At 54.6% G+C, this 22048-nt stretch carries 17 protein-coding genes and 1 tRNA gene; 4 read left to right on the forward strand and 14 right to left on the reverse strand.

Annotated elements, in window-relative coordinates; genetic code table 11:
- Positions 1-56 precede the first annotated feature (56 nt).
- Positions 57-917: a hypothetical protein gene (locus Pla52nx_RS12885; protein WP_231741715.1), complete on the reverse strand. Its 861-nt coding sequence runs from the start codon at positions 915-917 to the stop codon at positions 57-59.
- Here Pla52nx_RS12885 and rarD point away from each other — a divergent pair.
- Positions 910-2073, forward strand: coding sequence for an EamA family transporter RarD (rarD, locus tag Pla52nx_RS12890; RefSeq protein WP_146518443.1), 1164 nt, complete (start codon positions 910-912; stop codon positions 2071-2073). The genes Pla52nx_RS12885 and rarD overlap by 8 nt on opposite strands.
- A gap of 61 nt (positions 2074-2134) precedes the next feature.
- Here the strand turns inward: rarD and Pla52nx_RS12895 are convergent, their stop codons facing one another.
- Entirely contained in the window at positions 2135-3034 is a 900-nt protein-coding gene (locus Pla52nx_RS12895) for a serine/threonine protein kinase (RefSeq protein WP_146518442.1), read from the reverse strand.
- 5 nt (positions 3035-3039) lie between these two features.
- Positions 3040-3963: an acetyl-CoA carboxylase, carboxyltransferase subunit beta gene (gene accD / locus Pla52nx_RS12900; RefSeq protein WP_146518441.1), complete on the reverse strand. Its 924-nt coding sequence runs from the start codon at positions 3961-3963 to the stop codon at positions 3040-3042.
- A 355-nt stretch (positions 3964-4318) separates the two neighbouring features.
- On the opposite strand from accD, the gene Pla52nx_RS12905 reads away from it, so the two are divergent.
- From Pla52nx_RS12905 to Pla52nx_RS12915, 3 genes are all read left to right on the forward strand, one after another.
- A complete protein-coding gene (locus Pla52nx_RS12905) occupies positions 4319-7789 on the forward strand; it encodes a pyruvate carboxylase (RefSeq protein WP_146518440.1) in 3471 nt (1156 codons plus the stop codon).
- A 235-nt stretch (positions 7790-8024) separates the two neighbouring features.
- Positions 8025-8097: transfer RNA gene (locus tag Pla52nx_RS12910), tRNA-Ala, on the forward strand.
- 121 nt (positions 8098-8218) lie between these two features.
- The gene (locus Pla52nx_RS12915) at positions 8219-9403 is read left to right on the forward strand and encodes a tyrosine-type recombinase/integrase (protein WP_146518439.1); all 1185 of its coding nucleotides are present in this window, start codon (positions 8219-8221) and stop codon (positions 9401-9403) included.
- Positions 9404-9951: 548 nt separating this feature from the next.
- Here the strand turns inward: Pla52nx_RS12915 and Pla52nx_RS12920 are convergent.
- From Pla52nx_RS12920 to Pla52nx_RS12965, 11 genes are all read right to left on the reverse strand, one after another.
- On the reverse strand, positions 9952-10230 hold the full coding sequence (locus Pla52nx_RS12920) for a hypothetical protein (RefSeq protein ID WP_146518438.1): 279 nt from the start codon (positions 10228-10230) through the stop codon (positions 9952-9954).
- A gap of 110 nt (positions 10231-10340) precedes the next feature.
- Complete coding sequence (locus Pla52nx_RS12925) at positions 10341-11711, reverse strand: hypothetical protein (protein WP_146518437.1); 1371 nt, start codon at positions 11709-11711, stop codon at positions 10341-10343.
- A complete protein-coding gene (locus tag Pla52nx_RS12930; RefSeq protein ID WP_146518436.1) occupies positions 11708-14344 on the reverse strand; it encodes an ATP-binding protein in 2637 nt (878 codons plus the stop codon). Before Pla52nx_RS12930 ends, Pla52nx_RS12925 begins: the two co-directional genes overlap by 4 nt.
- A 249-nt stretch (positions 14345-14593) precedes the next feature.
- A complete protein-coding gene (locus Pla52nx_RS12935; RefSeq protein WP_146518435.1) occupies positions 14594-14836 on the reverse strand; it encodes a DUF1580 domain-containing protein in 243 nt (80 codons plus the stop codon).
- Positions 14833-15069 (reverse strand): helix-turn-helix transcriptional regulator, encoded by a 237-nt coding sequence (locus Pla52nx_RS32925; RefSeq protein WP_390620370.1) that lies wholly within the window; start codon positions 15067-15069, stop codon positions 14833-14835. Before Pla52nx_RS32925 ends, Pla52nx_RS12935 begins: the two co-directional genes overlap by 4 nt.
- 1167 nt (positions 15070-16236) lie before the next feature.
- Entirely contained in the window at positions 16237-16650 is a 414-nt protein-coding gene (locus Pla52nx_RS12940) for a hypothetical protein (RefSeq protein ID WP_146518433.1), read from the reverse strand.
- A 7-nt stretch (positions 16651-16657) separates the two neighbouring features.
- A complete protein-coding gene (locus Pla52nx_RS12945) occupies positions 16658-16861 on the reverse strand; it encodes a hypothetical protein (RefSeq protein ID WP_197454287.1) in 204 nt (67 codons plus the stop codon).
- 288 nt (positions 16862-17149) lie between these two features.
- Positions 17150-17905: a Qat anti-phage system TatD family nuclease QatD gene (gene qatD / locus Pla52nx_RS12950; protein ID WP_146518431.1), complete on the reverse strand. Its 756-nt coding sequence runs from the start codon at positions 17903-17905 to the stop codon at positions 17150-17152.
- A 12-nt stretch (positions 17906-17917) separates the two neighbouring features.
- On the reverse strand, positions 17918-19264 hold the full coding sequence (qatC, locus tag Pla52nx_RS12955) for a Qat anti-phage system QueC-like protein QatC (protein ID WP_146518430.1): 1347 nt from the start codon (positions 19262-19264) through the stop codon (positions 17918-17920).
- A 3-nt stretch (positions 19265-19267) separates the two neighbouring features.
- Positions 19268-19600 carry a hypothetical protein gene (locus Pla52nx_RS12960; protein ID WP_146518429.1) on the reverse strand — a complete coding sequence of 111 codons (333 nt, stop codon included), beginning with the start codon at positions 19598-19600 and terminating at the stop codon, positions 19268-19270.
- A gap of 394 nt (positions 19601-19994) precedes the next feature.
- Positions 19995-21950 (reverse strand): KAP family P-loop NTPase fold protein, encoded by a 1956-nt coding sequence (locus tag Pla52nx_RS12965; protein WP_146518428.1) that lies wholly within the window; start codon positions 21948-21950, stop codon positions 19995-19997.
- Between the last annotated feature and the right edge of the window lie 98 nt (positions 21951-22048).

A 22048-nucleotide genomic window follows, 5' to 3' on the forward strand; every position in this document is an offset into this window, starting at 1 on the left:
TGGGGGCCATCAGTTGCAGCGGGAGAGGTGACAGGAACTTGAGGAGCGTTCCAGCGTCACAACCCCGAATTTTGAACAGCCCGGGCTTGCCCCGGTTCGGAGCAACAACTGGTAGCTACCGTGGGGTGGTAGGGGTTACGGTATGACGGCGTCATGATGTTTTCGCCCCCTCCCTGGGGTGTCGACCACGGAGAGATCGATGGGCCGCAGCCGCTAGCAATCGCCGACAATTCGCCGCACCATGCAATGGTTTCAGCGCGACGCCGGGACGCCCGAAGCTGCCCCCAGCGAAAATCACGGCGAGCCAGCGGCAGTTCGACCAACCCATCCGAGGTCTCCACGGTCAGCACGACCATGAAGGTCGGCGTCATCCAGCCTCTCAGCACGACATCGTCAAACCGAAGATCCACGATCGACTGACCAGGGATGTCGTAGATGCTCTGATCGCCCAGCATCTGCAGTCGTCCGTCAGCGACTTTGGCGACCATGACATCAATGGCATTGTCCAAATGGCCTCCCTGCCACCGGGATCGAGGGATGAGTTCGACCACTTCGCAGTCGCCAGATTGCGGAGACCATGCAAAATGCTTTGTGGGTTCACGTCGCCGTAGGATTCGACGCAGTCGCCAACAGATGAACCGATTGAGCGGCCATTCGGGATAACTGCGACTGAGCGTGACTTGGAAAGCAATGCCCAGGAGCAACAGAAATGCGGCAAACGTCGGCGAACTGGCTGGAGTCGCTCGGCAAAGCCACAGCGTCAGCATCACAATCGCCAGCCATGAGGTGTGCCAGAGGACCAGCACGATGGCATGCACCAACAGCCAGCGCGTGCTGAGCAAGCGAGCTCGATTGGTTCGGGGGGCGACGGCTGCGATGGTTGCCAAGTGCTCGGATTGACGATTTTGCATGCTCATCAGTCTACTGAGCGCGAACGAAATTCCAACGTTCGTGTCAGCAAACGGTGGCATCCTGCCATCGTTCGTAGCGGACAATCCGCTCAGCCCCCACAGATTCAACCGCCCAAACCGTGGCCAGCTCAATGATCCAAAGCCAAGCGTTCGCGTGATCACGCCCCGACTAAGAAACGGAATCATCTTTGCCGTCACCGCGCACGTGCTGTGGGGACTGTTTCCGCTGTTTTGGCGTCAGCTCTCCCAGGTCGATTCCGTCGAGCTGGTTTGCCACCGGATCATTTGGGCTACCGTGATCTTATCGATCCTCGTCCCGATCCAGCTCCTGCGGTCCAGCCAAGACGAATTCCAAGCCTATCTCGGCAAGCTGCGGCGACCGTCGACTTGGCTGTTGCACGGCGTCGCCGGGATGCTGATCTTCGCCAACTGGATGGCCTTCATTTGGGCGGTCAATCATGGCCGTGTCTTGGAAGCCTCGCTCGGCTACTACATCAACCCGTTGCTGAACGTTTTGATGGGCGTTGTTTTCTTGGGCGAACGTTTGTCGCGTCCTCAATGGTTGGCAATCACGATCGCTGCGATCGGTGTTTCCGCGATGACGGCCGCAGCGGGGAAACTGCCCTGGGTGTCCCTTGTCATGGCCACCAGTTTTGCCAGTTATTCACTGGCCAAGAAAAAAGCTCAGTTGGATTCTTTTGCCGGGCTGCTGATCGAAATGAGCGTGCTGATCGTCCCCGCGATTGTGTACGTGCTGATCGTTCACTCACGGGGCGAGGGTTCGATGGGACAGATCTCGTGGCGCATCGATGCGTTGTTGGTCTGCGGCGGCTTAGCAACGCTTGTGCCGCTCGGATTTTTTGCCGCCGCGGCGCAGCGTACTCCGCTGGCGCTGATCGGGATCTTGCAATACGTCGGGCCCACGTTGCAGTTCTTGATCGGTGCGGTCTACCTTGGCGAAACGATGGGACGCGGTCGAGTGCTCGGATTCTCACTCATCTGGTGCGGCTCGGCGATCTTCTTGGCCAATGCGGTACGAGCGGCAAAGAAGCAACTAAGGCAAGCCAAAACGCTACCGTCGGACAGCGTCGGTTTGGATGGTGTTTCCGGTGTTTCGCAGCATGTGGAATTGGTGACCGACGACGCGTCAGTGGACCGTTGAACCAGTGAACCAGTGGACCAGTGGACCGTTGAATTTGGGCCGCGATGGAGACCATCGCAAATCAGGCAACAAACTCTGTTTCCACTGTTCGAACCGAATGCAGAAACTGCTCGATCGTCGGCGTGCGGTTATCCACGTTGGGTTGGATCGCCTGCATGATGGCCTTGGCCAATCGAGGATCGACGTTGGGGCAGACATCCGACAAAGGTCTCGGCGGTTTTGTATCGTGCTGCAAAGCCGCTTTGCCAGTCACCTCATCTCCTTGCCAAGGATGGGAGAACGCGATCAAGCAGTACGCGGTCACTCCGAACGAAAAGATATCGACCCGCTTGTCGGTATGGCGTCGACGCACGATCTCGGGCGACATGTACAACGGCGTTCCCGTCCGGTTGCCCGGTGCCATGAAGGGTGGAGTCGCGGGGACCGTCAAACCGAAATCAATCAACTTGGTTCCGGTGGTGTCGGGCAGACAGATGAAATTTCGTGGGCAGATGTCGCGATGGATGAAACCTTGTTCGTGAACGTACTGCAACGCTTCGGCCATGTCCCGAATCAGAATCAACCGCTTGCCGGCAACGTGATGCTCCTGCTTTTTGACGACAATGTTCTGCATGCTCGGGCCGGCGATGTACTCCATCACCAGGACGGGTTCACCTTTGGTGGAAATTCCGACTTCGTACGTCTGCACCACCTTGGGGTGCTTCATCCGCATCGCGATCTCGCCTTCGGAGGGTTTGTTCAAACCTTTGAAGCGATTCTCAAACAGCTCCATCTTTTCGATATCGAGAATCTTGACGCCGACCAGTCGTCCGTCGTGCTTGTTGTCACGAGCGACAAAAAAGTGGGCCATCGTTCCCGTTGCGGCGGTCCGTTCTTTGGTAAACCGCGCCGCCACGTCGATCCGGCCGCCAGACCCGCCGGATCCGCCGAACGCTGATTTGAGAGAATCAAGGAGCCCCATGGGCGTTACTTTCCGCAGTAGTCGATCGCGCTGGCGATCTCGGTTTTCAAGTTCTTGCGTGGCACGATCCGATCGATGTATCCGTGTTCCAGCAAAAACTCACTGGTCTGAAAACCGTCGGGCAATTCGATTCCGATCGTTGCTTTAATCGTTCGCGGACCGGCAAATCCGATCAAGGCCTTGGGCTCGGCAAAAACCAAGTCTCCCAACGACGCAAAACTTGCTGCTACGCCACCCATCGTGGGGTTGGTCAAGACACTGATGAAAAGACCGCCTGCCCGATCATACCTCGCCAATGCAGCGGACACCTTGGCCATTTGCATCAACGACAGGATTCCTTCGTGCATCCGCGCACCGCCCCCGCTGGCGCTGATGATGATCAGCGGCAAATTCTGTTCCGTCGCATGCTCGATCAACCGCGTCAAACGCTCCCCGACCACCGACCCCATGCTGCCCATGATGAATGCACTATCGGTCACGGCAAACGCGACCCGGCGTGCTCGGATCATTCCGGTCCCGGTCAACGCGGCGTCCGTCAGTCCGGTCCGCTCCTGCTCGCCCTTGAGCCGGTCGGCATAGCGACGGCGATCGGAGAATTCCAGCGGATCGGTCGGCCTCAAGTGCTCGTTCATGGCCTCAAAGGTGCCTTCGTCCAACACCTGGGCGATCCGCTCCACCGCAGAAACATAGAAGTGGTATTCACACTTGGGGCAAACGTTCAGCCGCTGCTGGACCTCTTTTTTGTAGATCGATGCGTTGCAGCCGGGACACTTCAGCCACAGCCCCTCAGGTACGCCTCGCTTCTTTGGGGGCACAGCTTTACTCTCCGTTTGGGAATTGGATTGCGGGCTGTCCCCATTTTCGGCGGGGAAGCCGGCCGCCGAATCGGCGTCGGGATGGGAGTGGTTGGTCGAATCGACGGTGGCCATACGCAATTTAAAACAAAGATCTTGGTAATTGTTCTCAGGTGAGCTCGGTCTGAGCAGGGTCGGGAACCACACTCGCCGAAAGACGCGTTGTGTCGCCCAGGAAAAATTCGCTGACGCAAAGGGACCGATTTGGGCGACTCAGATACTTTACTCGTTTTCCCAGATCTTGGCTGCCTCTATTTGAACCCGCACAAGACGGTCGATTCGCCAGAATCCCCCGCCACCGAGCCCCCTCACGCCAGACCTCCTGGCGCAATCCACTTCGCCTGATCACCGCTGGTACGTTCCCACGATTAAATCGATTAAATTACCTCCCCCACTCCTGATTCCTCCCCAACCGGTCTCATCAATCACAATGACGATTCGTCCCATTCGCAAGCTTTTGGTCGCAAACCGCAGTGAAATCGCCACCCGAGTCTTTCGCAGTGCCACCGAACTGGGGATCCGAACGGTCGCCATCTACTCCTACGAAGACCGTTACGCTCTGCACCGCTTCAAAGCCGATGAGGCCTACCAGATTGGGGAGCCCGGGGAGCCCATTCGCTCCTACCTGAACATCGACGCAATCGTCGCTCTTTGCCAAAAATACGACGTGGACGCGGTTCACCCCGGATATGGATTCCTTTCCGAAAACCCCGAATTTGCCCGTGCGCTCGAGGAAGCCGGCATTCTCTTCGTCGGTCCCAGCGTTCGCTCCCTGGAGCAACTTGGCGACAAGACTTCGGCACGCGAATTGGCCGAGAAAGCGGGCGTTCCAGTGCTGGGCGGCAAGAACCAAGCCCTCACCGGCCCCGATGAAGCCCTGGAGATCGCGGAATCACTCGGTTTCCCGATCATCCTGAAAGCAGCCAAGGGCGGCGGCGGTCGTGGCATGCGTGTGGTGCAAAACGCGGAGGAGTTGCCCGCTGCCTTGGAAGCCGCCCAACGCGAAGCCAAAACGGCTTTCGGCAGCGACGAAGTCTTCGTGGAACGCTTCGTCCAACGTGCTCGTCACATCGAAGTCCAGATCTTGGGCGACGGAAAAGACATCGTGCACCTCTACGAACGAGACTGCAGCGTCCAACGTCGGCACCAAAAGGTAGTTGAGATCGCACCTGCGCCGAATCTGGACCCAACGATCCGCGAAGAACTCTGCCAAGCCGCACTGAAAATCGGACGCGCCGTCGGTTCGGGTGACTCGGGTGGCTCCTGCTACGAAAACGCCGGCACGGTCGAGTTTCTCTACGACGTCGATGCACAAGAATTCTTTTTCATCGAAGTCAACCCGCGCATCCAGGTCGAACACACTGTCACGGAAGAAGTCACCGGCATCGACATCGTCAGCAGCCAAATCCGGATCGCACAAGGATACCCGCTCGTCAGTGACGAAACCTGCATTCCTCCCCAGTCGCAAATCCGCACCAGCGGCTTTGCGATGCAGTGCCGCGTCACCACGGAAGATCCCGCGAACCAGTTTCGCCCGGACTACGGACGCATCAGCCACTATCGCAGCGCTGCAGGCATGGGCATTCGTTTGGACGCCGGCACCGCGTTCAGCGGCGCCGTGGTCAATCCGTTCTACGACTCGATGCTGGTCAAAGTCACCGCGCGGGCACCTTCACTCGCCGCGGCCGCATCGCGCATGGATCGATGCCTCCAAGAGTTTCGCATCCGCGGTGTCAAAACCAATATTCCGTTCTTGATCCAGTTGATCAACCATCCGACGTTCCTCGCCGGCGAAGCGACCACGAGGTTGATCGATCAGACACCAGAACTGTTCGAGCTGCCCAAACGCCGCGATCGCGCGACCAAAATCCTGACCTTCCTCGGCGAAACCATCGTCAATGGCAACCCGCTGGTCGCCGATCGTCCCGTCGCCCTCCGCCGCGAGCCCGCGCCCGTCCCTGAGCTTTCCCCCAAAGCCCATCCGACCAAAGGCACCCGGGATATCTTCAAGAGCGAAGGGGTCGACGGTCTGGTGCGGTGGATCGGGAAACAAAAAGGCCTGCTGTTCACCGACACCACGATGCGTGACGCGCACCAATCGCTGCTGGCAACGCGCGTGCGGACTTACGACATGCTCCGCATCGCTCCGGCATACGCCCACCTGACACCACAACTTTTCTCGCTCGAAATGTGGGGCGGAGCAACGTTCGATACCTCGATGCGTTTCCTCAAGGAGTCTCCTTGGCAACGACTCGCCGACTTACGTGAATCTGTCCCCAACATCTTGACGCAAATGTTGCTGCGAGCCAGCAACGCCGTCGGATACACCAACTACCCCGACAACGTGGTGCGTCTGTTTGTTCGCGAAGCCGTTCAGGCGGGGATGGATGTCTTTCGTGTTTTCGATGCCCTCAACTGGCAAGAAAACATGCGGGTTGCCATGGAAGCCGTGATCGAGGAAGGCGGCATCTGCGAAGCATCGATCTGCTACACCGGTGACCTGCAAAACCCGCGACGCAGAAAATACGACCTTGCCTACTACATCGATCTTGCCAAACAACTCGAGCGCATGGGCGCCCACTTGCTGGCGATCAAAGACATGGCGGGGCTGCTCAAACCGGGCGCCGCCATCACCCTGATGCGTGCGCTGCGCAACGAAGTCGGCTTGCCGATTCACTTGCACACTCACGACACAGCAGGCATCCAAGCGGCAACGATTCTGGCGGCTGCCGACGAAGGACTCCAGATCGCCGACGCCGCCTTGGCTCCGCTCTCCGGCGGTACCAGCCAAGTCAACTTGAACACGCTGGTCGAGTCGTTGCGTGACACGCCACGCGAATCGGATCTCAACACACAAGCCCTGACTCAACTGGCGACCTATTGGCAAGCCGCACGTGAGTTCTACTTGCCATTCGAAAGCTACGTGCTGCCCGCCACGGGTGACCTCTACGAACACGAGATGCCCGGCGGCCAGTACACCAATCTATTCCAGCAAGCACGAGCGTTGGGGCTGTCCGACCGTTGGGCGGAAGTCTGCCAGCGCTACGCAGAGGTCAATGAGCTGTTCGGCGACATCGTCAAAGTCACGCCCACGAGCAAAGCCGTCGGCGATATGGCGTTGTTCTTGGTCGCCAACGAAATGGCCGCCCAAGACGTGCTGACCAGCAGCAAAGCCCTCGCCTATCCTGGCAGCGTGATCGATTTGCTCGCCGGACGAATGGGGCAACCACCAGGCGGATTCCCAGACAACGTGCTGAAAGTCGTCTTGGGTGATCAAGCACCCGATACTGGACGCCCGGGAGCATCGATGCCCGACGCGGACATCGCCGATGCCCGCTCGATCGCGGCCAAAGCACTGGGGGAATCCGAAAGCGATCGCGCCGCGGTGACCCAGATTCTGTACCCCAAAGTCTTCGAGGACTTTGCCAAGCACCGTGGCCTCTACGGTGACGTCGCACGCCTGCCCACACCGAACTTCTTTTACGGCCAACAGCCCGGCGAAGAAATCGCGGTGGATATCGAAGAAGGCAAGCGGCTGATCATCAAGTTCCTCGCCGTCGGACAACCGCACCCCGATGGCACGCGAACGGTGTTCTTTGAACTCAACGGACAACCACGCGAAATCACCGTCGTGGACAAGTCGCTCGAACCCGACACCAAAGCCGCGATCAAAGCCGACCCGAGCAACCCCAACCAAGTCGCCGCCAGCATGCCCGGCATGGTGATCACGGTCGCGGTGGGCGAAGGTGACAAGGTCAAGGAGGGTCAAAAGCTGATGGTGCTGGAAGCCATGAAGATGGAGACGACCATCAACGCGCCGGCGACCGGAACGGTAAAAACCATCCAAACGCCTCCCGGCACGCAAGTCGAAGCCGGCGACCTGCTGGCGATCATCGAGTGAGCCGCCAAACCGATCCCCAAAACGCCCTTACGCGGATAGAACTGTCGATTGAGTACGTTGTACAATTCTTGTGAGCCGATGGCGCTAGCCACGGGCTTCGAAGGGATGAGTCATCCCCACAAAGCCCGCCGCCAACGCCGTCGGCCTACTAAATCGACAGCCTGCTAGCCCGTCGGCAACGCTCGGGCTAAAATGAATCGTCAGTCAAGGTCGTTTCAGAACGTCCGTAAACCAAGGGGTTGTAGCTCAGCTGGGAGAGCGCTGCGTTCGCAATGCAGAGGTCGAGAGTTCAAATCTCTTCAGCTCCAATAGAAGTAAACTACGGTCGAGTCACGACTTACGTGACACCGGCGACGTGCCGTGCGACCCGCTTTCAAACTCGTTAATGGTAATCGATACCATTAATGCCAATCGAAAGAGGGTGACGCGATGTCACGACGCAAACGAAGTGTTCCTGAGATGAAGTACCACGTCTCCGGACAAGCACGTGTTTTCCTGGATGGCCGCTACTTCTATCTCGGTCCCCACGGCTCAGCAGAAGCTCAAGCCCGCTACGACACATTGGTCTCCGAGTACTTAGCCGACGGCCGGAAGATCCAGCCAGTGGTGGCCACGTATCAGTCCGACTGCGTGATCACGGTCCAAAATGTGACGGCTGAGTATCGCCGCGAGATCGATGCTCGTGAGCAGCAATTGGGACGCTACCGGCATCTGTGCACGTTGCTGGAGGACGAATACGGCGATTTACCTGCGGTAGAATTCGGCCCAAGGCGCTTGGCGGAACTGCGGGATCTATTGGTTGCCACCGGCAATGCACGAAAGACAATCAATCACTACATCACTGTGATTGTTAGAATCTTTCGACACGCAGTTTCACGCGAACTAATCGACGTGAACGTGTTCCAGCGTCTTGAAACACTAGACCCCCTCAAGCGCGGACAGACAACGGCCGCAGAATACAAAGAACGCTTGCCAGCGGATTTGGCCATCGTGAAGGCAACTGCCGAGTTCTTGTCGCCGCAAGCACGGATGATTATCACGCTGCAAATCGCGACAGGAATGCGTCCGAAAGAGGTCTTTTCGATGCGGCCGCGTGACATTGACCGTAGCGGTGCGGAGTGGTTCTACCGACCGCAAAGCCACAAAACCCAAGCACATGGCGTTGTGCGAGCGGTACCGATCGTCGGAGCCGCCAGGGAAGCTCTGACGCCTTTTTTGCTTCGCGACGCCGACTCATTCTGCTTCAGTCCGGCGGAGTCAGCCCAGTGGTTCCGAGACCAACGAACCGCCAAACGCAAGACACCGCCTCGGCATGGGAACTGCGTCGGAGACGTTCGAGTTGCGAATCCAAAGCGTCAGCCCGGGACGAAGTTCAACAAGGACTCTCTCAACCGTGCAGTGCGGAGAGCCTGTGAAAAAGCGAAGGTTCCACGATGGACGCCCTATCAGTTGAGGCATCTAGCGGCCACCGCGGTCGCAGAAGCGATCGGAATCGAAGGCGCCCGTGCTTTGCTGAGCCACAGATCGACAAGAATGACTGAACAGTACGTTCATCAACAGCAGGACGAAGCCAAAGCAATCGAGGCGGCCTGGGTCGCTCCATCGATCGGCTAAGAGTCGAGTCAGCAACAAAAGTGTACACAATCCGCCATAATCTTGGCGGATTGTCAGATAATCACCATTTGTGCTCGCTTGACGTACAGATGAAACGAATTTAGGTACAGCTTAACCGACTCGTGAGAGAATCCTTAATGCCCAATCCAAACTCTCGTAGTTCGTCCGTTGAGCTTTGATTGATTCGATTCTGCACTGACATCACAGGCTCCCACGGTGACGCTGCGGCTGAAACAGATTACGCGATTCTCCGTCGCCCTCCCCCGCTTCCCGGTCGCCAGCAAGGCAGTGAATTGGCACCGAGAGTGGCGTAGTAGCTTCGCCGTAAAGGATTTCCAAATCTCTTTCGGGTTTTTTGACCCGCGATCGACAAATGCGCTCACGGGTAACTCTAGTGGTCCCGCGTCCGGGGTGGCGGGGCTTTTCCAATTCGATCGCCCGTACTTTGACGCCTCATTGCATTTATTGCATTTTGACAACACGACTGGAACAAGCGAGCGACCTGAGACCAGAGATCGGTAAAGCGGATTTGCTTGTCTCGCGCTTACTCAATCACGCGCTGCGTTGTGTGAGGCGATCATGTAACGAATGGCCTGCTGAGGAGTCAATGACGGCAGCTTCCTCAATTCCTTCTCGAACTCATCAGGAGTGCAGGTTGCATACAACGCACGGAGCGCGTCCCCAGTCTTCCGGGCATTTTCGATGGCGACTCTCATCGCTTCGATCGTATCACGATGAGAAGCGGCTACGAGATCGATCAACTCGCGACGCCCACCATCGCCAGTTACTTGCTTGAATTGGAAAAGAATAAGTTTGGATTCGTGCATCATACTGATCCTTGAGAGAGTGTTTCGAAGACTTCGTTTCTGGTGACTGTGTTCTGAGAGGCCGAACTGATGATCCGGCGGAAATCGGTTTAACCTGCTTGGGAAACCGCCTAATTACACGCATCCAACTTCACGAGGGGACGCAATCCGAGCCGGGCGAATTGTGCTTTGATGATCTCCGTCGCTTGACCACAGAAATCCATTCGACAGAGGATGGCATCATGAATCGGCTGCACCGGTTCATCCTTGTGCTGCCGCTCAAGGACAGTCCCGACTCCATCAATCATCAACGTGGACTCCAAAAGCTGCAGCAGACGAGCCAACGCTTCGTGCAGCTTCCGCCCGTCCGGTACTGTCTGGCTTTTGATCAGCTCGACGGAGCGAGCAATCGTCGGGAAATCCCGTCGGACAATTTGAAAAAGCGGGTTTCGTTCGGTAGCGTCCTGGTGATCGAACAGGGGAACGAGCGTCGCGCGTTTGATTTGCGACCGATTCATATCGCGTGCATCAACGCGGAATCGCGTTCCCTGTGCGTTTCGCATCTCGATCATGGCTGGACCTGGAAGCCGCGAAATTTGGTCCAGCATGTAGTCGTAGATCAGCCCCGACTCGCACAGTTCGATCCATTGCTGGATATCAGTTGGAGCGTTCTGGATGACCCGCCGCTTCTCCTCATATCCCCCGAAAAAATCAGCAACATTACATAGATACCCTGGGGCGTCCCGACCACGTTGGTTCCACTTAGGTGGTGCTCCGTGTGATGATGCCATGTTTGCAGCGACCGCCCCGATCAGCGATGGCTGTGCTGCGGAGACGTCGACAATCCCAAGACGCTCACCCGCTGCCGTCGTCAGGAAAGGTCTCACAGTTCTCGGAGTTCGCGTAAGTAGCGAGTGGTATCGCCCATAGTCGCATCGGGTCGCGTAGTTCTCGCCACTTTTCCACTGTCCGAGATTCCACTGTGTCCAGTAGTCCTCGTGCCCGATGGCATCCACCGCTGAGCGATCAAGTTGGAAACTGTTGCCGTGCTGCCAGTAGTACATACCTGCTGGCCGCAAATTTGCCGGGTCAATCTGCTTCTCCTTGAGTGCAATCTCTCGTGCCCGTTTAGATTTCAGCTGGTGGAGACGGTGGCGTCCCGAACAGTGTGCCTTCGTAAACCGATAGGCTTTGGGAAACGCCTCGCCGCCGATCTTGCCGTCGGAGTAAGAATCATTCACCTCAATGATCCCAGCGCCGCAAAGACGTTCAATTCGCTTGCGATACTCCGTGGTGCCGAGCAGCATCCTGGGTAGTTTGGCAGGAATGGGGATCCAGTGTCTGTCGCGCTGTCGCTCCGGCGACATGCTGGTGTACAGCGACAGACGAGCCAGAAAAACCGCTTCACGATCAGCCGTAGTCGATTTCGCAGACAGATTCACCCCAAAGGGGATCGCGACCATTACCGGACGGTCTGAGTCCATGGAGTCAAGAATGCTCATCTCAACACCTGCTCAACCGCCTCGTGAATCACGTCATCCAAGGAGGCGATCTGCTTTTCGACCAGGGCATCGCAGCAGTCGGTCCACCTTTCTGGCAAACAATCCTCCGCCCATTCCTGAACGACTCTCTGCGGGTTTTCGATTGTTGATGAATCACGAGCGATCCTAAATGCGTCATCGATCTTTGATGCGACACACAGCATGCTTTCAACCTTCTCGGCAATGTCTTGCCTCAAATGTTCATCAGTCCTATTCGCAACGTATTGGCAAATGGTTTCATTCTTTGGAATCAGTTTTTCTGCAACACCGAATTGCTTGAGTTTTCTGTCGATCCATTCTGTAAACAAGTCTTTGTCGGCGCTTAAAGCGTTCAACTCTACGCGGACGCAGTCTCGATACTCGGTGTGCTTCTTTCCTTTTCTCACGACTTCTGTTGCCACACCTGCAAACGAATCCAACGCGGCTTGGCTTAAGTCCAGGCCAGAAGGGAGTTGCTTTCTCCGGGCGAATGTTTCGGTTTGAAGGCCCATCTCGAGTGCCTCTTCGATCGTCAGCCCCATGTCGATGACTTCGAAATCAAAATCATGGGCGCCGGAGGACTGAGAGAGCGTCCTGGCGATGTTGTACCCATCTGGATCTGCATCATGCAGGCACAACACTCGCACCCCGCGTTCACGGTGTGCGTTCTGTGCCAAGAGCTTGGCCGCTCGTGTCGCGTAGCCTTCGGCTGCAATCACCGCAATGTCATAGCGTTCAGGAACCTTCGCATACTCGAAAGCATGCACTAGATTTTTTTTCTCAACGTAGATCAGAGTGTGGTAGAGGTCCCAGGGGATCTCGTAGTCGAGTACATCCGAAGTCCCAAGCGGTACCTTGCGTCCCGTATGTGGCTCAATCAGGAAGCCTCGTGGATCGCGCAGTCGTCCCTTTAGGATTCCATGCTCGATTTCGTACTCATCGATGACTCGATCGAAGTACTTTTGATCCAAATACTCGCTGTTATACTTTTGAACGAGGGGTCGAGCTTGGTAGTAAAGGTCTCTCGCCGTGTAGAACCCTTTTTGTTTCCCGGCCGCTTTCTCTACCGCTCCGTGCAACACGATCAAAATGGCATCTTTGAGAGTGCAATCTTGCTGCTTGCTTCTTTCAGCTCTCGCCTGTTTTCTCAGAAGCTTTCCTTCGTCTCGTTCAATCGCTTTCTGACGTTTGAACCAATCTCTGGTGACAAATTCAACGACCTCCGAAATCGCAAGGGCGGTTTGGTGATCAACATTGATCCTAGATTTGCCTCGATCAGCAAACGGTGGATCGATCATCGTGATATGCAACATCGCGATGATTGGTTTCCATTTCGGCGCTAATTGATCGCTGAGAGCTTGAGTCATCTCAGTGCAGATGTCATTGCGAACTGACGGAGAGAAATTAACACCAGAAATGACGAGCCCATCCCTTGTGCAATCCGCCAGTTCAGCGAACGCGGCTTCGACGATCAACGGAAACCCTCGCTCGCATGCCCCCGTCCAGTTCCTATAGCGAAACGTGGAATCGTTTGCCCCAAAGTTCTCAAAGGCTTTCCTGCAATTTGTGCGGCCTATCTGTCCAATCTGACTGTGCCCCGGTGCATCGACCTGAGACTTCATCTCTTTGAACAATCGGCTCACTGGTTTGGTGGCGACCCCATTCTTGCCAATCAGGGTGGAAACAGGACCATGCGGTAATCCGCTTCGTTCAAGTACGGCATTCACAGCATCGTTCCGCCGATGGCCATGGAAAGCCTTCATGAAGCTGCGGAGCGATCTATCCCTGTTGGCCTCACAGTCCGCTCGATGGGATGCAAGAACCAAATTGGAAAACGACTCCGGTGTGTGCCAGTGTGGCGGCTCAGGCTTAGAAGGTCGCCACTTTGCCATGCTTGAAGCCGTCCTGACTAGGCCCTGAGTTTTGTCGCCAATCTTGAAGATCAGACTGAGATGAGGGTTGAGCAACTGATATCCGGTTGCAAATCGAAAATATCGATTAATCTCGTGAGACTCCAACGTCGCGAGCAAGCCATCGATCGCAACGTGAATCAACGTTCCCGAAGTCCGAAAGTTGACATCGTCACTGTTCGCGATCACCGGAAGTCTGCTTGGTAACTCACAGATTGAGGAATCAAAAAAGTCGCTCAATTGTTCCCGTGATTCCAGTAGAACGGCCGGACTTTGTTTAACAGCGTCATAGCTGACCGTGATCTGCGATAGCACACCACATCCTAGGATCGAGACCTGTCCCTTCTTTCCATTGAGCACGTATGACAGAGCAAGAATCGTTTTTCCTGCGTTTCCTTGTGCTCCACGAGTTGGCGCTCGGTAGAACGCACGCGAGGAATACCGCGTATCGAAATCAGTCAGTTTCTCTACCGCATCAGGCGGAAACCCTGGTCCGTTGTCCACGACGGTAATCCCGGTCGAATCGATGTTGAGCACGATTTCTGGCGGGACGTTGGTCTGCTCAATCGCATCCATGCTGTTGTCCAGCAGCTCTTTAATGATCGCCAGCACCCAATCGCAACGCGTGTGGCCAATCTGTTTCTCCAACTCACTTTCAGAGAAGAATTCGGCAGTGCGATTGATGGAATGTAGTTCGGGTTTCATTCGGTTTTCCTGTGTTTTACGTGTGGATTTGTCATGCGGTCTTTTCTTGCCCCAATACTTTTGGGGCACCAACCGCAGCAACGTGAAATGCTGCGGTCTCGATTCAAGTTCAGGTCATCGCGACGGCGAACTTTTGCCTGCCAGAAGCACAGGTAAACGCTGAACCCAGGCGATCGGTTGTTCTGTCAGCCCGGAAATTGCACTGAGCTTGCAATTCGAGTACAGGCTCTTGGGTCGAAATCGGCTGGGTCATCGCTTCCCACCTTCTTTCGATGGTGGATTCAGATGAATCAAGAAGCGCGTCACGGCCTGTTTGGAAGTGATGACACTGCGACCAACTCTTACAGCTTCCAAACGAACGCCGCGAACACCGTTTCTGTGCCACCGCCAAATCGTCGAAACATGGGGACGACGTCCAGGGATCATGCTGGGTACGTCCGAGAGCGGAATGGCATCTTCGGAAAGAATCCGAAGCAAGTTTGTGTTGCTCATTTGCGTCTCCTCTTTGTCTCGGAGACTGCCGTAGTTTCTTCTTGCCGGCTAGATAGATCCTTCTTTCGCACTGGTGGACACGAATCGGCTTCCCATTGCTCGAGAACCGAAAGTGGCCATCGAATGAGTCGTCCCAGCGCCACCGGAGCGGGAATCCGCCCCGACTCAGCGAGTCGTCGAACATGCTCAGGCGAGCAGCCCCAGCGTGAGGCCACATCGTGGACCCCAAGCATCGTCTGAGGTGAGATGTGGACAACGGTTTTTGATCGCTTTTTCACGTCAAGCCCCCCGAAACATGGTCGGTGGAGCTGTCTTGCAAACCTGCAACAAGACTCAAAAGAAACTGGTAAGGCATTTCAATCCCTGTAAAAAACAGGATTGACCCTTAGCGCACTGCTGCAAAAGAACCGCGCATATCCATCGGGCCAACCCTTTAAAGAAAGCGCAGAAGTCACACACGCCAACGACTGACGTATCAAAACTTTTACACTTGGGGTTGGACCCGTTCACGCCAGGAAGTCGCCCGCGATCGCACGTGCGGCGGTTATGTACGACAAATGGTTGGTGTGGGCCTGCCTCGTCCTTAATGCTTTGCTTCCGGCGAATCGTTGCCGGTGGGGATAACGCAATGAATCCGAGAAACAATCAGCCGGTCTAGCCAATGATATCGCCGCTCCAGGGGATTCCCGTTTCTCGAAAGCGACCCATAGGCTAATGCAGACAACTACTGACTATCAAGTAGAGAAAAAGAACCGGACTCGATTTTTTTCCTTTAAGCCGAAAGCAGTCTGATCCCTGGCACGCTAAGGGACTTCGTTCGGAACTGGCCTTGAAGCGGCGATTGCGTTATCGCCTCGGCATGTATGAAACGATGCAAATTCATTGACCACCCGAACGAAATATTCAGGTGAGAAACAGCTAGACGCTGCTCGTCGAGGTAGTTCTGTATCCTGAGCGTTCGTAGGAGTGTGCCCTGTTTGGCATTTAAGTTCGTGGATTTGCCTGCCTCGAATATGAAAGCCTTGGAGTTGCGACGAACCGATCCGTAGAGAAGGCCACTCTCGGCGTATGCAGCTGGAGAAACACCCGGGAGCCACGTTGATGAAAGCCTCTCGTAGCAAACAAGAAATGCATTGCTCTTGGAATGCACCCCTCGACAAAACTGAAGTGGCCCCCAATTTTTGGAGCACGAGCGTGCTCGGCTTAGATAGAAAGAGCGACGCGTTTTGACCGGCCGCTGCGGTACACTTCCGCAGGTGTTTGGCGGTCGAGCGAACGGTGTTTTCAGGGAACGCAGGAACGCGTTCTACGATTACCTCACGATCTCAAAACTCCAATCGTGCCTGACATCACACCGATCTCTGTCAGCTTTTCCCTGGCACTTTTACCGGTTCCCTCACTCAGTCGGCGTCGCCACTATCCAACCACCATCGACAATTTAGACTAGCAATTGACGCGAACATTTCCGCCTCGTTGGGTATGCGTTGGACGCTGATCGCAAAAATGAAATGCTTGTATCGATCGTTGTACTGGATGGAGTTAGCTTCGAGAATCTGAGCCAGTTCCTCTCGCTTTTCACCGTACCGAAACTCAATCAAGACGTTTCCCCCCTTCCGCTCACGGACAATCAGTTCATTGTAACCGTCGAGAACGATGTTTATCGACCATTTGCAAAAGTTCAGTCTGGGGTTTCCGTAAACGGGTGCGGTTATCGACAGAAGTTCTTTGGCTGCAGAAAGTGTTTCGAGTGATTTGTTGGCCCAGTACGCTTCGTCGAAGCTGTCTCCGTCTTCAGTTGACTGCTTCTTGGCCATTGCTCTCTCATTGACCTTTGGATGTATGTATGTCTTCAGGATTGTCCAACCGCTCACACGCCGCCAACATCGCCTTAAGTGGCTCTTGGTCGGCAAGTCGGTGATCATGACCGACTTCAATGAGGGTTTCCGGTTTGAGGCCGCTGTTGGAAACGAGTTCCTTAGAGTCGGCAAACGGAATCACGTCGTCTTGGTGTGAGTGAAGGATCACCGAATTCGCTTTCAACGTCTTTGACGTCCCCCAATTTCTCCAAGCTGGACAGAGCAAAAGGAGTGGTGTGTCTCCGCTGTCGATGTTCATGGCGACTGCACCGCCTCGTGATGTACCGACAACTACATCAGGTTGGTGTTGATCATATTCGGCCTGAGCAGTGCGAACGGCAAGATCAAAGTCGTCATCGTCAAGTGCTGGGTTGATGACTTCGTGCCCAGGGTCCTTCAGGTAGGTCGGTTTGACGCCGCCAACGACGCTGTGCCAGCCGTGGAGAAAAGAGGATTTTCAAGACAGTTCGACCCCGCTGTCAACACTCACAAGAGAGCAGAGAGTGCTGAAGTTTGCCGCTACCTGTAACTCAACTTCCGCTTTTTCCGCACCCCAAAAATCTGCGATCCCCGACAAAACATCATCCACATCACTTGGTCTTGCCGCTCTCCTGCCGATCTTAATGTATGGTCCATCAGTTTCGGTAAGCACTCGATCTCGTGGAACAGTTTCAATAATAGCCTGACCTGACTTAGACTTGAGCATCGCCGAATTGACTGAAAAGTAATGACCAGAATCGATTGCTCGCAGCAGCGTTGAGCTTGAGTCGCTGTACCAGTGAAACACGGCATACTTGACACCAAATTCTTCGAGCACTGCCAGCACGTCTTTAGCTGATTTGCGAGAATGAAGTGTGACGAATCGTGGTGATTGGGAGAGAGCTTTGGCGATTTCCCGAAACGCTGGAAGTTGAATGTCCTTTGAGCCAAAACCCTCTCTGGAGTAGTCGAGCCCAACTTCGCCCACGAATTCGACTTGTTCAAGCAGCGACAAAAACAGTGGAAGTTCATCTATGTTATCCGCTACTGCCAACGGGTGAAAACCTAATGCGGGCCGGATGAATCGCATGCCGCCGATGTGTTCAACCGCCAATCGGTAGTGGCTTGGAATGTTAGTAACTGCAATGGTTGTGATGCCAGCAGCCTCGGTTTCAGACGCCAAAGCCATTGGGTCAGGAAACCGGTCAATGTGGCAATGAGTATCGATTAACACTTTAATTCCAATTCAAATCCCAGCCATTTTCTGAAGCGTTACATTCGCTTTGTCTCGGAGCAGTTGTCGAATTTCTTCCATCGCACGGTGAACCGTGTCGGCGTAACCAAGGACTTCCAACGGTGGGAGTGGGCCAGCGGATATCAGCATTTTAGCAATCTGTTCTTGCGAGTATTTCTTTCGAAGAAATGCCAAACAGGCTCGAAAGTCATCAGCGGCGTCTGAGTTTGGATCGGCGACATCGACTTCGCCGGTACAAATATCATTACCGTAGATTTCATTGTCGAGTCCTGCCGCATGTAATGCGGCACGTCGGTAGATGCACGGCATACATTGCCCACAACCATCAGCGTTTCGCCGAACCCACCACATCGTGTGCCCCGGCTTAGCACAAGATGTGCTCAGAGAAGCTGTGTTCGCAAGCAAGTCTTGATTGGCACACAACGAAACGGCCTCGCCTTTGGTCATGCCGATCAAAGGATTCTCAATAGGATGATCCAACCCCACGGCGATGAGCCACCGCTGAAGCAACGACAAATAGTACGGGTGGGCCGTTCGGGTCGAGCAACTGCCTCGACGAGCAGGTGTCAGCGGAACATTTAGGGCAATCGTCCCGTTCTCAGGGATAAGCAAGGTTGTTCCAGAGCCTAGATGTTCGGCCACAGTAATGCCAAGCGCTATGAAGAGAAGAGACCGACTTCGCATTGTGATTTCAGGACTCTTTTCACAATTGCCGACACCAACGAGGATTGGCTCGCATTGATTTGGATATTGAGATTGGAGTGCCGTCACTAGCTGCTTCTGGTCTTTCTCGACGCCGCCGATATTCGGATCGTGATGCCCCACTAATGCGATTCGTCCGCCTTTCGACTCTTCAAGCAAGTTTATAGCGCCGATCAACGAGTCCAATCCTCCCGAGAACAAGCACGTCATGTTTGCTCGTGCAAACCTCGGCTGTATTCGAGATCTTCGCTGACGGCGTTTTCCGCGTAGGATTTGTTGGGTGCGTTCTGTAAACGTCAATCGCCATTTGTCGCCACTTAGAAAACTTACACATTCATTGATTGTCTTTGACGCTTTTGACCAACGGGTCGAGTCCTTGACAGGGATCGTAACGTCAAACGATCTCTCCCATCCATTCTCTGCTTCGGATCGTGGAGTCAGCTTGTCGAGTGAGTAGACCGTTGTGGCGACAACGAGAAAGTCCAATGCCGTATCCGTCGGGCTGCGTACAGACTTCAGCAACTTGGAGAAATCAAAATACAGTTCCGAGATGGTTACGTCGTCTGCGCAAAGGTTAATGACCGCCCCTTCGTGCGAAGTTACTTCAGTGGCGGAAATCTTGACTGACGCCTTCATTTGCTACTCGAATACTGCCAAGGTGTTGCTCATTATCGTCTGTGCCATCTGGGTTCCTTCTCGCCCGAACCAGTCAATTTTTGTGAGATCTGACCCGACCGTTTTGTTTGCCAAGTCGGACTTCAACACGTCTCGTATAGAGTCGAGGTATGAGTTGGCTTTTTGGTCGCCATGCTTCTTCAGCAGTTGACCGAAGAATACACGGCAAAACTGCTCGAACAGATAGTTGCCAAAGTATGCCATCATGAGTTCTCCCAAACCATCACCGTCCATTCTCTCAAGAAGAGCCGCTTCAAGTTCGTCCGGTGATGCAACGTCCTTGCATACCTCATCCATCGTTCTCGACAGTGCGTTTCGTGCATCGACGGAATCGATATCGCCGTCAGTGCCACCGCAAAGCGACACGATCCCAAGAAGCGTCTCTGTAACAGATTTTCCAACGAGATCCTGTAGACCATTGTTTCGGAGTGCGTTGTCGAGCCCGTCCCTCGCTACCGACGAAAGGAATCCGCCGAGAGATCGAGCAGCGCTCTTGGCAGTTCTGCCGCTACCCAATTGCCCTCGCCCTGAAGACATTCGACCAGAACCACCATTGGTCGAAATGTAATCTCGAACGAGGTCACGAGCTATCGTTGGCGTAGGTGTTTGCCCGCCCGAGCATGTTACGCTGCTCTTGACGTTTTTCCAATTTGGAGGCGCTGAATAATCCGCCGACGTACCCATCGGTTATTTACCCTTTGCCTTTGGAAAGTTGCGTGATCATTTTCCCGACTTTTGTGTCGGTGCCTTTGAGCGACTCGATGACAGAGTGCAGCACTGGCTTGGTTTCTGGCTTAGCCTTGATGAGTGTCAGCAGGTCACCTCCCACAGCAGGTGGAATCGATGACGCTGGAATTCCAGTGATTGCTGAAGCCAATTGACTTGCTGCATCTCTGACATTGCCTTCGATCAAGGATCGATAGGCGTCAAACGAAGCTTTCTTGGACGGGTTCTGCATCACGTTTCGTTCCAGTAACTCAAGAAGCATTTCAACTTCAACTTCCTCGAACTCACCTGCGCTTATCGTCGCCTTGCTCTTCATTGCGGCATTGTCGCTAATGAGCCCCTCGAAGACACGGCGAACAATCGGCGGCACCATCGACATGCCAGTGATTGATGATTGCAATCGATCACGAGCGATCCAGAAGTAGTCTCGAAGATCTATGCCGCTTAGCGAAGGCTTCATCTTGAGCCAGCGGATGAGCTTGGGCTTAGCCCATTCGTCAGGGATTTCCGATCTCAACTTGCCTTCTTCAATTGTGTCGCCCAACGCACCTTCAAAAGTTTGGATTTGTGAAGGGAATCCGTTCTGCGATGCCTGCCACTCGTAGAGTTCTCGAAACTTTTTGTCGTTCGAGTATTCAAGAATCATCAGCTTCACGAGAATATCATCTTTGATGTTTGTTAACTTGGCGACCTCTGCGAGTTTCTTCCTAAGAACAAACGCATTTAGAAACCGCTTTACCTGCCGAGGGTTTCCCTTGAGCCCCTCCGTAATCAGAGGTGCAGCGCCAGCAGAGAAAACGAGAGCATTGACAAGCTGTTCTGGGAGTATCGCAGTTCCAGCTTTCTTGGCCGCTTGCTCAACTGCGGAATATCCGAAAACAGAGTAGCGGTCATTTGTGCGATGTTCGTCGCATGCGTTTACAGTCGCCTCAAAAAGTTCGTCCGTGAGATGCGTTTGGCAAAATAGAAGCGCCATATACGTTTCTATCTCGGCAGGCGAAAGTCGTGGCAATCGATACGGAAACTGAATCAGCTTCTCAAGGTAGTCAGTCACGATGGTCGGAGCTTCTTCTTCGACTCCGCCATCATGGTCACTGTACTTCCATGAAATGGCGTGTCGAACGATACGAGGATCGGCACCAATCACGAAGGCTGTATGGTCAACATTTAGGAAGAGCTTTATCGCTTCCAAGTTCTCGATGATCCGTTCTGGTGAACAGCGATCAAGATCGTCAATGAGGACAACAAGAGAATCGACATCTGAATCTTGAAGTAGTTTGCCAAACTTCTCACGGAAGGTACGCACATCGAGTGGGCCGGGGCTTGATTGGTCTTTTTTGATAAGTCCCTCCCAATCGACCTCGCCTTCACCTTCACCGGCGTCCTTAGCTTTCGGTGCAGCGGCACTATCCGGGTTCGTTGCCGCACCCGGTATCAATCCGCCGACACTGGTGGCGAGCGATGGCACGATGGACGTGCCACCGGTGACGTAAGCTGCGATTGCTGGAACTGCTACATGCTTCAAGCCGAGATGAGCAACTCGCATCCAGTTAACGGATTTCAGCAGGGACGCACAGCCGTCACGCATCTTGGGTCCAAACCGCTTGTGTTCACCCAACGCAATCAACACTGAGCTTAAGATGGCAGACTTGGCGTCGTCGTAGCCTTCGAACAACCACCCGTTGAAATACAGACAGGCGGTTCGCTCGCATCGTTCATGCTCTTCCGAGCCTTTGTCCCAAGCGTCGGGATCAAAAGATTGTTCGAGCATCTTCATCAAGCTTGTCTTGCCTCCACCCCAGTCAGCAAAAACGCCTAGCGTGACAGGTAGTAGCGATTGGTCGGTCACTACAGACCGAATTAAGTCTGCGTGGACACGAAACCCAAGCAAATCGAGAGATGTTTCGTTATCGGTCCACATGCGTTCGTTCCCATCGTTGAATTGCTGCCCAGTCGGCGTCCGCTGACTTGCGTTTGCCCTACCGGAATTTCCAGCGGCTCCATTTCAAACTCCACCTG

Source organism: Stieleria varia, assembly GCF_038443385.1.
Taxonomy (GTDB): domain Bacteria; phylum Planctomycetota; class Planctomycetia; order Pirellulales; family Pirellulaceae; genus Stieleria; species Stieleria varia.

Coding starts and splice junctions, on each gene's coding strand:
- Pla52nx_RS32925 (WP_390620370.1), bottom strand. CDS start 15,069: ATGCTTGGGGTCCACGATGTGGCCTCACGCTGGGGCTGCTCGCCTGAG.
- Pla52nx_RS12940 (WP_146518433.1), bottom strand. CDS start 16,650: ATGGCCAAGAAGCAGTCAACTGAAGACGGAGACAGCTTCGACGAAGCG.
- Pla52nx_RS12935 (WP_146518435.1), bottom strand. CDS start 14,836: ATGAGCAACACAAACTTGCTTCGGATTCTTTCCGAAGATGCCATTCCG.
- accD (WP_146518441.1), bottom strand. CDS start 3,963: ATGGCCACCGTCGATTCGACCAACCACTCCCATCCCGACGCCGATTCG.
- Pla52nx_RS12915 (WP_146518439.1), top strand. CDS start 8,219: ATGTCACGACGCAAACGAAGTGTTCCTGAGATGAAGTACCACGTCTCC.
- rarD (WP_146518443.1), top strand. CDS start 910: ATGCTCATCAGTCTACTGAGCGCGAACGAAATTCCAACGTTCGTGTCA.
- Pla52nx_RS12885 (WP_231741715.1), bottom strand. CDS start 917: ATGAGCATGCAAAATCGTCAATCCGAGCACTTGGCAACCATCGCAGCC.
- Pla52nx_RS12905 (WP_146518440.1), top strand. CDS start 4,319: ATGACGATTCGTCCCATTCGCAAGCTTTTGGTCGCAAACCGCAGTGAA.
- Pla52nx_RS12920 (WP_146518438.1), bottom strand. CDS start 10,230: ATGCACGAATCCAAACTTATTCTTTTCCAATTCAAGCAAGTAACTGGC.
- qatC (WP_146518430.1), bottom strand. CDS start 19,264: ATGAAGGCGTCAGTCAAGATTTCCGCCACTGAAGTAACTTCGCACGAA.
- Pla52nx_RS12925 (WP_146518437.1), bottom strand. CDS start 11,711: ATGAGCATTCTTGACTCCATGGACTCAGACCGTCCGGTAATGGTCGCG.
- Pla52nx_RS12965 (WP_146518428.1), bottom strand. CDS start 21,950: ATGTGGACCGATAACGAAACATCTCTCGATTTGCTTGGGTTTCGTGTC.
- Pla52nx_RS12895 (WP_146518442.1), bottom strand. CDS start 3,034: ATGGGGCTCCTTGATTCTCTCAAATCAGCGTTCGGCGGATCCGGCGGG.
- Pla52nx_RS12960 (WP_146518429.1), bottom strand. CDS start 19,600: ATGGATGAGGTATGCAAGGACGTTGCATCACCGGACGAACTTGAAGCG.
- Pla52nx_RS12930 (WP_146518436.1), bottom strand. CDS start 14,344: ATGAAACCCGAACTACATTCCATCAATCGCACTGCCGAATTCTTCTCT.